13 protein-coding genes are annotated in these 12,575 nt (G+C 62.7%); 7 read left to right on the forward strand and 6 right to left on the reverse strand.

Annotated elements, in window-relative coordinates; all coding sequences use genetic code 11:
* A partial coding sequence (locus tag ACK41X_RS19690) for a Bug family tripartite tricarboxylate transporter substrate binding protein (RefSeq protein WP_409726769.1) occupies positions 1-973 on the forward strand: 973 nt, incomplete at its 5' end.
* Between the two features lie 98 nt (positions 974-1,071).
* Positions 1,072-3,096 (forward strand): tripartite tricarboxylate transporter permease, encoded by a 2,025-nt coding sequence (locus tag ACK41X_RS19695; protein WP_409726771.1) that lies wholly within the window; start codon positions 1,072-1,074, stop codon positions 3,094-3,096.
* 65 nt (positions 3,097-3,161) lie between these two features.
* On the opposite strand, the gene ACK41X_RS19700 is transcribed toward ACK41X_RS19695, so the two are convergent.
* Both ACK41X_RS19700 and ACK41X_RS19705 read right to left on the reverse strand, forming a co-directional pair.
* Positions 3,162-3,605: a RidA family protein gene (locus ACK41X_RS19700; protein WP_409726773.1), complete on the reverse strand. Its 444-nt coding sequence runs from the start codon at positions 3,603-3,605 to the stop codon at positions 3,162-3,164.
* Between the two features lie 99 nt (positions 3,606-3,704).
* Positions 3,705-4,805 carry an enolase C-terminal domain-like protein gene (locus ACK41X_RS19705; protein ID WP_409726775.1) on the reverse strand — a complete coding sequence of 367 codons (1,101 nt, stop codon included), beginning with the start codon at positions 4,803-4,805 and terminating at the stop codon, positions 3,705-3,707.
* 91 nt (positions 4,806-4,896) lie between these two features.
* On the opposite strand from ACK41X_RS19705, the gene ACK41X_RS19710 reads away from it, so the two are divergent.
* Positions 4,897-5,529: a TetR/AcrR family transcriptional regulator gene (locus ACK41X_RS19710; RefSeq protein WP_409726777.1), complete on the forward strand. Its 633-nt coding sequence runs from the start codon at positions 4,897-4,899 to the stop codon at positions 5,527-5,529.
* A gap of 252 nt (positions 5,530-5,781) precedes the next feature.
* Here the strand turns inward: ACK41X_RS19710 and ACK41X_RS19715 are convergent, their stop codons facing one another.
* Both ACK41X_RS19715 and trxB read right to left on the reverse strand, forming a co-directional pair.
* Complete coding sequence (locus tag ACK41X_RS19715; RefSeq protein WP_409726793.1) at positions 5,782-6,675, reverse strand: LysR family transcriptional regulator; 894 nt, start codon at positions 6,673-6,675, stop codon at positions 5,782-5,784.
* A gap of 47 nt (positions 6,676-6,722) precedes the next feature.
* Positions 6,723-7,688: a thioredoxin-disulfide reductase gene (trxB, locus tag ACK41X_RS19720; protein ID WP_409726779.1), complete on the reverse strand. Its 966-nt coding sequence runs from the start codon at positions 7,686-7,688 to the stop codon at positions 6,723-6,725.
* A 228-nt stretch (positions 7,689-7,916) separates the two neighbouring features.
* Between trxB and ACK41X_RS19725 the strand changes: the two genes are divergently transcribed.
* From ACK41X_RS19725 to ACK41X_RS19740, 4 genes are all read left to right on the forward strand, one after another.
* Positions 7,917-8,390 carry an Lrp/AsnC family transcriptional regulator gene (locus ACK41X_RS19725; RefSeq protein WP_409726781.1) on the forward strand — a complete coding sequence of 158 codons (474 nt, stop codon included), beginning with the start codon at positions 7,917-7,919 and terminating at the stop codon, positions 8,388-8,390.
* Positions 8,391-8,613: 223 nt separating this feature from the next.
* Positions 8,614-9,624 (forward strand): TRAP transporter substrate-binding protein, encoded by a 1,011-nt coding sequence (locus tag ACK41X_RS19730; RefSeq protein WP_409726783.1) that lies wholly within the window; start codon positions 8,614-8,616, stop codon positions 9,622-9,624.
* Between the two features lie 60 nt (positions 9,625-9,684).
* Positions 9,685-10,167 (forward strand): TRAP transporter small permease, encoded by a 483-nt coding sequence (locus ACK41X_RS19735; RefSeq protein ID WP_409726785.1) that lies wholly within the window; start codon positions 9,685-9,687, stop codon positions 10,165-10,167.
* Entirely contained in the window at positions 10,167-11,471 is a 1,305-nt protein-coding gene (locus ACK41X_RS19740) for a TRAP transporter large permease (RefSeq protein ID WP_409726787.1), read from the forward strand. Before ACK41X_RS19735 ends, ACK41X_RS19740 begins: the two co-directional genes overlap by 1 nt.
* Before the next feature lie 200 nt (positions 11,472-11,671).
* Here ACK41X_RS19740 and greA read toward each other — a convergent pair whose 3' ends face one another.
* Positions 11,672-12,145, reverse strand: coding sequence for a transcription elongation factor GreA (gene greA, locus ACK41X_RS19745; protein WP_409726789.1), 474 nt, complete (start codon positions 12,143-12,145; stop codon positions 11,672-11,674).
* A 144-nt stretch (positions 12,146-12,289) separates the two neighbouring features.
* The coding region (locus ACK41X_RS19750; RefSeq protein WP_409726791.1) for a hypothetical protein at positions 12,290-12,575 on the reverse strand (286 nt) is incomplete at its 5' end.

Genomic DNA, 12,575 nt, shown 5'->3' on the forward strand with positions numbered 1-12,575 from the left:
CGGCTTGGCTCAGAAGGCGGAAGACTTCTACAAAGACAAGACCATCCGCGTCATGAGCGTAACGGGTGCCGGCGGCACCATGGATCTTTATCTGCTTCTCTTCATGAAGCACGCCAAAAAAAATCTGCCGGCAGGGACCAATCTCGTTCTCGAACATCGCACCGGTGGTGGCGGAGCAGTGGGTGCCAATCATCTGTTCAACGCAGCACCGAAGGATGGCACATATATCGGTATGCCGGTGCCGGCGCTGGTCTCCACGACATTCTCGGCGCCCGACAGCGTGCGCTACAAGCCGACCGAGTTTCAGGCGATCGGCCGCCTTGTCGACAATCCGCGTGTGTTCGTCGCCCGCGGCGACAGCGGCATCAAGTCGCTCGAGGATGCAGCCAAGAGCGACAAGGAAATCACGCATGGCATCATGACGGTCGGCACCACATTCGACCAGTTCATGTCGGCAACCAACGAGGCCCTTGGGACCAAATTCAGGCGCGTTGCGGGCTATTCCGGCGGCGGCCCAACCTTCCTTGCGATGGAGCAGGGCGAAGTCCAGTCGACCACGGCGGAGGTCGCCAATCTTCTTGCCAACAAGTGGCATCTGGTAAAGGACGGCAAGGTCAACGTTCTCGCCGTGCTCGGTCTGGAGCCCGTGGAAGGGCTGGAGAAATATCCGAATGTTCTGGACCTCGTCAGCAAGGATAATCCGAAGCGCGGCATTGTGCAGGCGGTCGCGCAGTCCGCGGCCATCGGCCTGGGCCTGTACGCGCCTCCTGGAACGCCGCAGGATCGCGTCGAGTATCTGCGCAAGGTTTTCAGCGCGACGCTAAACGATCCTGAACTGCGCGCGGAGGCCAAGGAGCGCAACATTCCGATCAACTATCGCGACGGCGCCGCGCTGCAAAAGATCGTGGCCGATTCCACGCAGGTCTCTCCGGACGTGCAGGCCTGGTTCAAAAGCCTGCTCGAAAAGAAGTAAGGGCTTCGTCCGCAAGGACCGACACATCACCGATCCAGGGAAGGCCCGGTGGCGCCGGGCCTTCTTTTGCGTCCCGGCACGCTGAGTGACAATCGACCATGGATGCAGGCGTCATCAACGCGATGTCGAGTGCAGCGAGTCTGCTGCTGCAGCCTCAAATCCTCACCTACCTGATTATCGGGGTCGCGATCGGAACCATCCTTTCGGTGATACCGGGTGTCGGCGGCCTGATGGGCATCGCCCTCTTGCTGCCCTTCACCTTCAGTATGTCGGCGAATGAAGCCATCGTGTTCCTTCTCGGCGCGCTGGCGGTGATGTCGACTGCGGACAGCATCCCCGCAATCCTGTTCGGTGTTCCGGGTACGCCGACCTCGATGGTGACGGTGCTCGATGGTTACCCGATGGCAAAGCGGGGCGAAGCCGGCCGCGCCATGGGGGCGGCTTTTACGGCCTCGGTGCTCGGCGGCATCATCGGCGCGCTGATCCTGATCGTTATCATTCCGATCTCGATGCCGCTCCTGATGGGGGCGACGTCGGCGGAACTGCTGGCCTTCTGCATTCTGGGGTTGGCCATGGTCGGTGCGCTCGCCGGCGGCTCGATGGCCAAGGGGCTGGGCGCTGCGATCATCGGTGTGCTGCTTGCCTTTATCGGCCAGGACGCCAATACCGCGACGCTGCGCTGGACCTTTAACGCCATTTATCTGTGGGATGGCTTTCACATCCTTATCATTGCGCTCGGCATCTATGCGCTGCCGGAACTCGCCGATCTTGCCATCCTCGGCAAAACCATCGCGCATGGCCAGAAGAAGAACGAATTGAAGGGCGCAAGCCAGGGCTTTCGCGACACCATCCGCAACATCTGGCCGGTCACGCGCAGTTCGACGGTCAGCTCGCTCCTCGCGATCATCCCCGCGATCGGCCCGACCGTGATCCCGTGGCTGGTTTATTCTTACACCACGATGACCACGCGCGGCCCCTCTAATTTCGGCGCGGGCGATGTGCGCGGGGTAATCGCCTCGGAATCCTCCAACAATGCCTGTGTCGGCGGTGCGCTTTTGCCGACGGCCGCGCTCGGCGTTCCGGGCTCGGCACCGATGGCGCTGTTGCTCGGCGCCTTCCTGCTGCACGGCATTGCGCCCGGGCCGGCCATGCTGACCAGCAAGCTCGATCTGACCTATATGATGGTCTGGGCGATCGTGGTGGCCAATGTCATTGGCGGCATTCTGGCCCTGGGGCTGGCACGTCCGTTGTCGCTGGTCGTCTTCGTGCGGCCCGCCGCGCTGGTTCCGCTGATCTCCGTGGTGGTTTTCGCCGGCGCCTTGCAGTCCTCACGGCAATGGGAGGACGCGCTGTTCCTATTGCTGGTCGGTGCGCTCGGATGGATCATGAAACGTGCCCGCTGGCCCCGCGCGCCGATGTTTCTCGCATTCATCCTGGCGCCTCTGGTGGAGAAATATTTCTTCATCTCCATGAACATTCACGGCTGGGGCTGGACCACGCGCCCGGTCGTTGCGGTGCTGCTGGCGCTTACCGTGGTGTTCCTGGTGGCGGTGGCGGTGAACCATGTGCTGAAATCGCGCCGCCGCCGGCAAGGTCAGCCGCAATCCTCCTTTGCTTTCGATTTCTCCGTCGGCCCTGTCTTCTCGCTGCTGGTGCTGTTGGCCTGCGCAGTCGCCTTCTTCGTTGCGTCGGGCTGGCCCTATGAAGCGCGCATCATGCCGCAGATTGTCTCGGCGCTCGGCGTCATAACTGCGGGCGTGGCGCTCGCCGCCGACTGGTACAAGCCAAGACTGACCGGTGCGGTGGTCAGCCATGCGCCGGCCGACGGCGATGCCGAGCGCCATTTCGATCTTGAAACCGATTTTGGCGAGATGAGCGTGCGCGACATCCTGCGTAAAGGTTGTCTCTATATCCTGATGCTCGCGATCCTCGGTGCGCTGTCGTTCCTCGTTGGCGTGATGGCCGCAATCCCGGTCTTTTTTGCCGTCTATATGCTGGTCTATGGCGAGCGGCCGGTGCTGACGGCAGCCGTCACCGTCGGCGCGGCGATCGTGGCGTATGTGCTGTTCGAGCGCGTGCTGCAACTGGCCTGGCCGGTGCCGATATTTCCGCTGCTTGGCTGAGCCTGGAATGCTTGCGGTTCAGGGTGGACGAGGGTTCGCCCCGTCCACCCCTGCGCGATATTCGATCAAGGCGCGACCGCGATTGCGGCAATTTCGACCTTCACGTCGCGCGGCAGCCGCGCCACTTCGACGGTCGCCCGCGCCGGCGGATTTTTGGGGAAGAAGGTGGCATAGACGGCGTTCATCTTGCCGAATTCGTTGAGGTCTTTGAGGAATACGGTTGTTGAGACGATGTGCTCCATGCCAAGGCCTTCCGCGGCCAGAACTGCTTTCAGATTCTCAAGAACCAATTTTGTCTCTTCCTCGATCGTGCCCTTCTTCAACTCCTTGGTTTTCGGATCGATAGCGATCTGGCCGGCAAGGTAAATGGTGTTGCCGGCGCGGATCGCCTGCGAGTACGGCCCGATGGCTTCGGGCGCATTGGGCGTCGAGATGACTTTGCGATCCTGTGCGAGCGCCGCACCAGCTGTGAGCGAGACGAACAAAGCAGCGAGCAGTGTTTTGCGCATGGCGTCGACCCCTTTGCGATACCCGGCAATTACAGGGGCAGACGATGCAACTTGCAAGAGACCGCATGCGATTGCGCGCACGTCTAAAAGCCGCAGCCGCTACGCCTCAAACGCGTGCCGCTTCACCGCAGCCTCGTCCCACGCAATACCGGCGCCCGGAACATCGGGTATCTGAGTCATCCCGTCCTTCACCGCATAGGGTCGCTGCAGGACCGGGTCGGCCCAGTCCTGCCATTCCAGCCAATGTGCGGTCGGTGTGACGCGCATCATATGCGCTGAAAATTCCGGATAGAGATGCGTCGAGACCGGAATGCCGGCGGCCCCCGCAATCGCCGCCGCATGAAGCCAGCCGGTGACGCCGCCGATCCGCATCAGGTCGGGCATCACGAAATCGCAGGCTTTTGCTGCAAGCGCGTCGGCAAGATCCCGCGGGCCATAGAAGTTCTCGCCGATCTGGATCGGTGTCTTCAGTTGCGCTGCGAGCGTCGCGCAGCCGGAGAAATTCTCGTACAGGATCGGCTCCTCGATCCAGGCCAGTCCAAGATTGTCGATGGCGTGGCAGCGCGCCAGCGCTTCGGCCATGTCGAGGCCCTGATTGAAATCGGCCATCAGGCCGATGTCGCCGCCGACGGCGTTGCGGACGGCTTCGATCGCGGCGATGTCGTCGCGCAGCTGCGCGCGTCCGAGCCGGAGCTTCAGCGCGCCAAACCCGCCTTCGTCGCGCAATGCCGAGGCTTCCGCGCCGACAGCAGCGGGTTCGGCGAGCCAGAGCCCGTTGCTGTTATATGCGTGCACAGGCCCGATGCTGCCGCCGAGCAGCACGCAGAGCGGAACGCCCGCCGCCTTCGCGCGTGCGTCCCAGGCCGCCATGTCGAGCGCCGATACCGCGATCATCGACATGCCGGAATAGCCCATCAGATGCAGCGATTTTCGCGCTCTCGCGTAAAGATCGGCCGGAGCGACTGGCTGGCCCTTGAACAGGCTGCCGAAGTCGCGGATGAGCGGCAGCAGATAGTTGATGGATGTCGCTTGGTATGGGCCGATATAGCTTCGTCCGGTGACGCCTTGGTCGGTATGAAGATCGATCAGGATCAGCGGCCAGTCCGGGATCGTCATGATCCGCGCCACGATCGGCCGTTTGAGTTTCAGCACGACGGCGCGTGCGGTCACGCTGCGAAGGGTGAGGGCGCCCGTTTCCATGTCCGTGATCCCGCGATGGACGACGTTCAGCGTGTCAATGGCGCGGCCTTATGTAAACTCACTGCCCGGTATACTTATCGGGAGCGCGGATATGCGCAGGAAGACCTGGTCCACGCGGCAACGCATTGTCGATGCGGCCTATGAATGCTTCTGGCGGGCAGGCTTCACCCGCACCTCGCTCGATGTCATCGCCGCACGGGCCGGCGTCACCAAGCACACGCTCTATTCCTATTTCCGCAGCAAGGACGATCTCCTTGCTGCCGTGATGGCGCATCACAATGCGCTGGCCGCAGGACGGCTGAAGCATATCGGCGATCGCTTACCGCCGGATCGCGATGGGCTGATCGAGTCCTTCTTCGGCCAGCTCGCGGGATGGGCGAAGACGACGCCGCGCTGGACGGGTTCGGGATTCACCCGTCTTGTGGTCGAGCTTGCCGATCTTCCAGGCCATCCGGCGCGTGCGCTTGCGCGCAGCGTCAAAACGACGAACGAACGCTGGCTCGCCGAACGCCTCGCGCAGGCGTGTGTCGCCGATCCGGCCGGATGCGCCCGCGACAACATGCTGTTGCTGGAGGGTGCGATGGCGCTGACGCTGATCCACGGTGATCGCCGTTACATCGAAGCAGCAGCCGTTGCCGCCAGGCGGCTGGCGGCAACCCCAAAGCCAGCTGCTACGTCCCGATCAAGAAAAAAACCGGGCCGCGAGGGGAGCGGCCCGGTTTGAGTTCATGCCGGCGCGGGAATGCCGGCAATCACCTTCCAGAGGGGAATCGCTGTCTACGGGCGTTGCGATCTGGGAGGATTCGAAAACCGCTCGCATCCAGCATGTTAAAATTATGAGAGCGTGCCGGCGCTTCGACAACGCTTCTGCACGGTGGTCAGCCATGCATGGATCGCACGACGAGCAGCCATGCGAAGGCCGCAATTCGCGGCAGTCCGCGGCCCGCGCGAAAAAATTCAAGGACTTAGCAAGAATCTAGAACGTCCAGCGCTGTGCTTTCGATACCAGGAAGTCGCGGAACACCTGCACGCGGGCGACCGATTTCAATTCTTCCGGATAAACAAAATAGGCGTCGAGTGTGATGTCGTCCGACTCGGCAAGCAACTGCACCAGCGCGCCATTTTCCTCGACAAGGTAGTCCGGTAGGAGCGCGATGCCGATGCCCTGCTGGCAGGCCCGCAACAGCGCGAGGATATTGTTGACGACCAGAATCGGTGTCCGGGGCGCCTTGCCCTCGCGGCCGACTTCGAGTGGCCAGTTCCGGTTCTGAAGGAAGGTCGGGATATTGCCGCCGCCGAGCAGCAGGAGCCGGTGGCTGTCCAGATCCTCGACCTTGGTCGGCGTGCCGAAACGCTTGAGATATTCCGGCGAGGCGTACAGGTGAAAATGCACCGAGAACAGCTTGCGCTGGATCAGGTCGGGCTGGGTCGGGATGCGCAACCGGATCGCGACATCGGCCTCGCGCATGGCGAGGTCGAGTTCTTCGTCGGTGGTGATCAGCGAAATGCGGATATCGGGGTAAAGGTCGATGAACTCGCCGATCTTGGGCGTCAGCCAGTGGGTGCCGAGGCCGACGGTGGTCGTCACCTTGAGATCGCCATTCGGCCGTTCGCGGCTGTCGGTCAGCTTGGCGCGCGCCGATTCCAGCTTCATGAAGACTTCATGCGCGGTGCGATAGAGCAATTCGCCCTGTTCGGTCAGGATCAGGCCGCGGGCATGGCGATGAAACAGCGACACGTTGAGCGCCTGTTCCAGCGCGCTGACCTGCCGCGACACGGCCGATTGCGACAGGCCGAGTTGTTCGCCGGCATGGGTAAAACTCCCGGCCTCGGCCGCGGCATGGAAGACCTTCAGCTTGTCCCAGTCCATGGAACTCATGGAGAAGCGTGATCGTTGCTGCAGCACGACGGCACCGCCTATTCTGCGGCCGCGCGCAGGCCTTCATGCGCGGCAAGGAATCGTTCGGCTTCCAGGGCGGCCATACAGCCCATGCCGGCGGCGGTCACGGCCTGCCGGTAAATATCGTCGGTAACGTCGCCCGCCGCGAACAGCCCGGGGACCGAGGTCGCGGTGGAGAAGGGCTCAGTCTTGACATAGCCGTTCGGCTTCATCTCGACCTTGCCTTGCACCAGTTCGGTCGATGGCGAATGGCCGATGGCGACGAACACGCCGTCGACCTTGCGCTCGCTGACAGCGCCGGTCTTCAGATTGCGCAGAATGGCGCCGGTTACCTTGTGCGGATCGGTCGAGCCTGAGACATCGTCGACCACGCTATCCCACACCACCTCGATCTTCGGATGCTTGAACAACCGGTCCTGCAGGATGCGCTCGGCGCGCAAGGAGTCGCGGCGATGCACCAGCGTCACCTTGCTGGCGAAATTGGTGAGGAACAAAGCCTCCTCGACCGCGGTATTGCCGCCGCCGATCACCATCACTTCCTTGCCGCGATAGAAAAAGCCGTCGCAGGTGGCGCAGGCGGAGACGCCGTAGCCCTTGAACTTTTCCTCGAAGGGCAGCCCGAGCCAGCGGGCCTGCGCGCCGGTCGCCAGGATCACCGTGTCGGCGAAATAGACATCGCCGGAATCGCAGGTCAGGCGGAATGGGCGGGCGGAGGTATCGAGGTCGTTGACGTGATCGGTGACGATGCGGGTGCCGACATGCTCGGCCTGCTTCTGCATCTGGTCCATCAGCCAGGGGCCTTGGATGACGTCGGCGAAGCCCGGATAATTCTCCACATCGGTCGTGATCGTGAGCTGGCCGCCTGGCTGGTAGCCCTGGATCAGGACCGGCTCCAGCATGGCGCGGGCCGCGTAGATCGCCGCCGTATAGCCGGCTGGCCCAGAACCGATAATGACGACCTTGGCATGGAGTATCTGGGACATTTGGAGCAACCGTGCGAACCGGACGGGGCTGCCGCCGGGATCGAAAAAGGGGCACTTCGCGGGTGCAATGTAGGCATTTGATCGAGCCATGCAAGCAACGCAACCCGGCCGGCCCAAAATCGGCGGGGAAAGTGCCGAATGGCATCCTTTTACGCAATTTTATTTCGTGACAGCGGCGAACCGGGCTATAGGTCCGCGCGAACCGACCCCTCCGAAGGCATTGCCCGCATGCTCGCGCGACTGGACGCGATCGACTGGAAAATTCTTGCCGCCCTTCAGGACGACGGCCGCATGACCAATGTGGAGCTCGCCCGCCGGGTCGGCATTTCGCCGCCGCCGTGCCTGCGCCGGGTCCGCGCCCTGGAGGAAGCAGGCTATATCCGCGGCTATCGGGCGTTACTGGACGAAAAGCGGCTCGGCTATGAGGTGATGATGTTCGCCCTGGTTCATCTGTCGAGCCAGGCCGAGCCCGATCTGGCGGCCTTCGAGGCCTTTGTGCGCCGGCAGCCTTTGGTGCGGGAATGCTGGATGCTGTCGGGCGAAGTCGACTTCATCCTCAAATGCGTCGCCCCCGACCTGACGACCTTTCAGACCTTCGTCGCGGAGCTCACCGGCGCGCCGCATGTGCGCAATGTCAAAACCTCGCTGGTGCTGCGGGTCTCCAAAGACGCGCCGACGGTGCCGATGGATGCCCTGCCGTGAATGGGCGAGGATGGGCCGCCGGACGATCGGCGGCTTAACATTAACACTGCGGCCGAATGCCCCCGGACCGGCGAATTCCGGTCCGTTACAATTGACGGAACCGGCTGCGCCTTTAACATGCAGGCGATTTCGAGATGGCCGCGCCGGTTGCGTGGCCAGCGCAAACAAAAGCCGGAGCAAACCGGCCTTGCGTCTCGTCACGCGATCCAGGGAGGACTGACCAATGCGTTCCAATCGCCGGACGTTTCTGAAAACCACGGCCGCTGCGGCCGCCGCATCCGCTTTGCCGATGGTGCGCGCGTTTGCCGCCGAAGAACTGAAGCTCGCGAGCTTCGTGCCGCCGACCCATTCGATCTGGGTCAATCCGATCACGCCTTGGGCCAAAGAGGTCGAGGCCAAGAGCGGCGGCAAGATGACGGTGCGCCTGTTCCCGTCAATGCAGCTTGGCGGCAAGCCGCCGGAATTGTATCGCCAGATGGCGACCGGCATCGCCGACATCGTGTTCACGCTGCCCGGCTACACCTCGGGTGATTTCCCGATGCTGTCGATGACCGAATTGCCGGGCACCGCCGAGAGCGCGGAAGACGGCACCCGCAAGCTCTGGGCGAACATGAAGTTCTTTGAGAAGGAGCTGGAAGCCGCCAAGGTGCTGATGCTGTGGAATTCGGACAATGCCGGCCTGATGAGCCGCGAAAAGCCGATCCGCACGCTCGCCGATATGAAAGGCATGCGCATCCGAACCCCGTCCGCGGCGCAATCGGCGCAGCTCGAGGCGCTCGGCGCGATCCCGGTCAGCATGCCCGTGACCCAGATCTACAATTCGCTCGAGCGCGGCGTGATCGACGCCACCATGATCCCGCTATCGGCGATGCTCGACTTCAAGCTGCTCGAAGTCGTCAAGCACCTCACCACCGGCGCGCCGCTCGGCCGCTCGCCGTTCATGGTGACGATGAACCGCAAGCGATACGAAGGCTTGCCGCCGGATCTGAAGAAGGTCATCGACGACACCACCGGGCTTGAGATGAGCCTCGGCGGCGCGCGCAGCTACGACAAGAAGAACACCGAGGCGCTCGATCAGGCCAAGAAGCAGCGCGAGGTCTATGTGCTTCCGGCCGACGAGTTCAAGAAATGGATGGATGTGTTCCAGCCGGTGATCAAGAATACGGCGGCCGAGGCCGACAAGAAGGGTCTGCCCGGCTCCGCTTTTCTCAAAGCCTATAACCTCACGAGCTGAGGTTTCGTGGACGGGCACGTCCGCGCGGGGAAGGGCGCAGGGAGCGGTTGAGGGATAGCGATGCTCGATCTCTTTGACCGCTTCCTGCGCGTGCTCGCGCTTGCGGCCGGCGTTGTCCTCCTCGTTCTGATGTTCTTCACCGTCACCGACGTCTTCCTGCGCTATGTGTTCAACGCGCCGTTGCGCAGCGTGTTCGAATTCACCGAATTCTGCATGGCGGTGATCGTGTTCCTGGCGATGGCCTATACCGGCTGGACCGGCGGCCACATTGCTGTCGACGTGTTCGAGAAGTGGCTCGACCGTCCGTCCTTGCGCTTCCTGCCGGCACTATTTGCCTTTGTCGGCGCGGCCCTGTTCGGGCTGATCGCGGTGCGGGCCACGATGGAGACGCTCGCGACCATGGGCCAGTTCAGCAACATGCTGCGCTGGCCCCATTACCCCTTCCGTTTTACCGTCGCCTTCGGTTCGGCGATGCTGGCGATCGTCCTCGTCATTCAGGGCATCCAGGCGCTGCGTCCGAAATCTTCCGGGGATAAGGCCTGATGTCGTCCGAAATGATCGGGCTCAGCGGCATCGTCGTGATGCTGATCCTGCTGGCGTTGCGCATGCCGATCGGCATCGCCATGCTGCTGGTCGGATCGATCGGCTTTGCCATGCTGAACGGTATCCAGCCCGCGCTCGCCATGCTGGGCACTTATCCGTACAGCTATTCGGCGGTTTACGAACTCGCGGTGATCCCGCTTTTCGTGCTGCTCGGCAATGCCGCTGCGGTCTCCGGCATGGGCCGCGACCTGTTCAGCGCCGCCTATGCCTGGGTCGGCCACTGGCGCGGCGGCCTGTCGTCGGCGACGATCCTCGCCTGCGCGGGCTTTGCAGCGCTGTCGGGGTCGAGCGTTGCCTCAGCGGTGACGATGGGCCGGGTCTGCCTGCCGGAGATGAAGCGCTACAACTACGATCCGCGGCTTGCGACCGGCACGGTCGCTGCGGGTGGCACACTTGGAATCCTGATCCCGCCGAGCACCGCTTTCATCATCTACGCGATCCTGACCGAGGAATCGATCGGCAAGCTGCTCCTGGCCGGCTTCCTTCCGGGGTTGCTGCTCACGGTCCTGTTCGTCATCACCATTTCGATCTGGACGAAGCTGCGGCCGGAACTCGGGCCGCCAGGACCGGTGGCGACGGGCGCCGAACGGGCGCGCACGCTCTATCAGGCGAGCCCGATGTTCACCATTGTCGCCGTCACCATCGGTGGCATCTATGCCGGCATGTTCACCCCCAGCGAGGCCGCCGCGGTCGGCGCCTTCCTCGCGCTCGCCTACGCATTGTTCAAGCGGACGCTCGGCAAGGACAATCTGTCCTTTGTGCTGCTCGAGACCGTCAAGATCACCGCCTTCGTCTTCCTGGTGCTGATCGGTGCTCTGGTGTTCGGACCGTTCCTGGCGCTCTCCGGCCTGCCGCAGAAGATCGCCGACTGGCTGATCTCGTTCAATCTGCCGTCGCTTGTGATTCTCGGCATCGTGATGGTGTTCTACATCGTCCTCGGCATGTTCCTGGAAGGCTTCTCGATCCTGGTTCTGACGCTGCCGATCGTGATCCCGATCATCAAGGCGCTGGGCTACGACCTGATCTGGTTCGGCGTGGTCATGGTGATCGTGCTGGAGATGGGGCTGATTTCGCCGCCCGTCGGCATCAATGTGTTCGTCGTGAAGGGGCTCGTGCCCGACGTGCCGCTGACGCAGGTCTTTGCCGGCATCATGCCGTTCTGGCTGGCGATGGCCTTCGCGCTGGTGCTGCTGGTGATGTTCCCGCAGATCGCGCTGATCGTGCCGGATACGATGATCCGCTAGAGTCTTTTCGCTTTTCTTCGAATCGCGAAAAGACTCTAGGTTGCTGCGTTGGCGCGTTTTCTTCACGCGAACCGGTGCACACTTCGCTCGAAAACGCTATAAGCGGCTGAACGCAAGGCCATGGCGTCCGTGTCCGATCAAAAGGAATCGCCGGGCGCTGGCCCGGCGATCGCGCAGTTCCGTAACGGCGGGCGTGCGGCTCAGCGCCACTCCACCTTGACGACCTCATAGGCCTTGGCACCGCCGGGCGTGACCACTTCCACGCTCGCGCCCTTCTTCTTGCCGAGCAGCGCGCGGGCGAGCGGCGAGGAGATCGAGATGCGGCCTTCCTTGGCGTCGGCTTCGGGTTCGCCGACGATCTGCCAGACCTGCTTTTTCTCGGTATCCTCGTCGATCAGCGTGACCGTCGCGCCGAATTTGACGGTGTCGCCGGAGAGTTTGGACACGTCGATCACCTCGGCGCGGGCGAGCTTGTCTTCCAGCTCGGCGATCCGGCCCTCGTTGTGCGACTGCGCTTCCTTGGCGGCGTGATATTCCGCGTTCTCCGAAAGATCGCCATGGCCGCGCGCCTCGGTGATCTGCTGAATGATTCGCGGGCGCTCGACCTGCTGGCAGTGCTTGAGCTCGTTCTCCAGAGCCGCGTAACCTGCTGCGGTCATCGGAATCTTGTCCATCGTCGTTCAACCTCCGGCCCCTGCCGGAAAACCCGTGCGGGGCAGATAGAGACAAAAGTGCCGATCACGGGCCGACGTCTTGGCGCACGGCACGCGATCGGACCCCTGTCAAAAAACAACCGTCACCAACACTCCGGAACCGTTTCAGTTCCGGTCACCGAAATAGCTTTGCAGCGCGCGGACCTCGAGATCCCCCTCAAGGAAGGCTTTTATTCCTCGCGCCGCCGCGACGGCCCCGGAAAGAGTGGTGTAGTACGGCACTTTATGCAAGAGGGCAGCCGTCCGCAGCGACCGCGAATCCGCCAGGGCTTGGGCCCCCTCGGTGGTATTGAAGACCAGCTGGACCTCGCCGTTCTTGATCGCGTCAACGATATGCGGCCGGCCCTCCAGGACCTTGTTGATCTTGGCGGATGGAACCCCTTTCTCGTCC

The sequence above is a fragment of the Pseudorhodoplanes sp. genome (genome assembly GCF_046289595.1).
Taxonomy (GTDB): domain Bacteria; phylum Pseudomonadota; class Alphaproteobacteria; order Rhizobiales; family Xanthobacteraceae; genus Pseudorhodoplanes.

Excerpts from the sequence above, each read along its gene's own strand:
- ACK41X_RS19695 (WP_409726771.1), top strand. The coding sequence starts at position 1,072 with ATGGATGCAGGCGTCATCAACGCGATGTCGAGTGCAGCGAGTCTGCTG.
- ACK41X_RS19700 (WP_409726773.1), bottom strand. The coding sequence starts at position 3,605 with ATGCGCAAAACACTGCTCGCTGCTTTGTTCGTCTCGCTCACAGCTGGT.
- ACK41X_RS19705 (WP_409726775.1), bottom strand. The coding sequence starts at position 4,805 with ATGGAAACGGGCGCCCTCACCCTTCGCAGCGTGACCGCACGCGCCGTC.
- ACK41X_RS19710 (WP_409726777.1), top strand. The coding sequence starts at position 4,897 with ATGCGCAGGAAGACCTGGTCCACGCGGCAACGCATTGTCGATGCGGCC.
- ACK41X_RS19715 (WP_409726793.1), bottom strand. The coding sequence starts at position 6,675 with ATGGACTGGGACAAGCTGAAGGTCTTCCATGCCGCGGCCGAGGCCGGG.
- trxB (WP_409726779.1), bottom strand. The coding sequence starts at position 7,688 with ATGTCCCAGATACTCCATGCCAAGGTCGTCATTATCGGTTCTGGGCCA.
- ACK41X_RS19725 (WP_409726781.1), top strand. The coding sequence starts at position 7,917 with ATGCTCGCGCGACTGGACGCGATCGACTGGAAAATTCTTGCCGCCCTT.
- ACK41X_RS19730 (WP_409726783.1), top strand. The coding sequence starts at position 8,614 with ATGCGTTCCAATCGCCGGACGTTTCTGAAAACCACGGCCGCTGCGGCC.
- ACK41X_RS19735 (WP_409726785.1), top strand. The coding sequence starts at position 9,685 with ATGCTCGATCTCTTTGACCGCTTCCTGCGCGTGCTCGCGCTTGCGGCC.
- ACK41X_RS19740 (WP_409726787.1), top strand. The coding sequence starts at position 10,167 with ATGTCGTCCGAAATGATCGGGCTCAGCGGCATCGTCGTGATGCTGATC.
- greA (WP_409726789.1), bottom strand. The coding sequence starts at position 12,145 with ATGGACAAGATTCCGATGACCGCAGCAGGTTACGCGGCTCTGGAGAAC.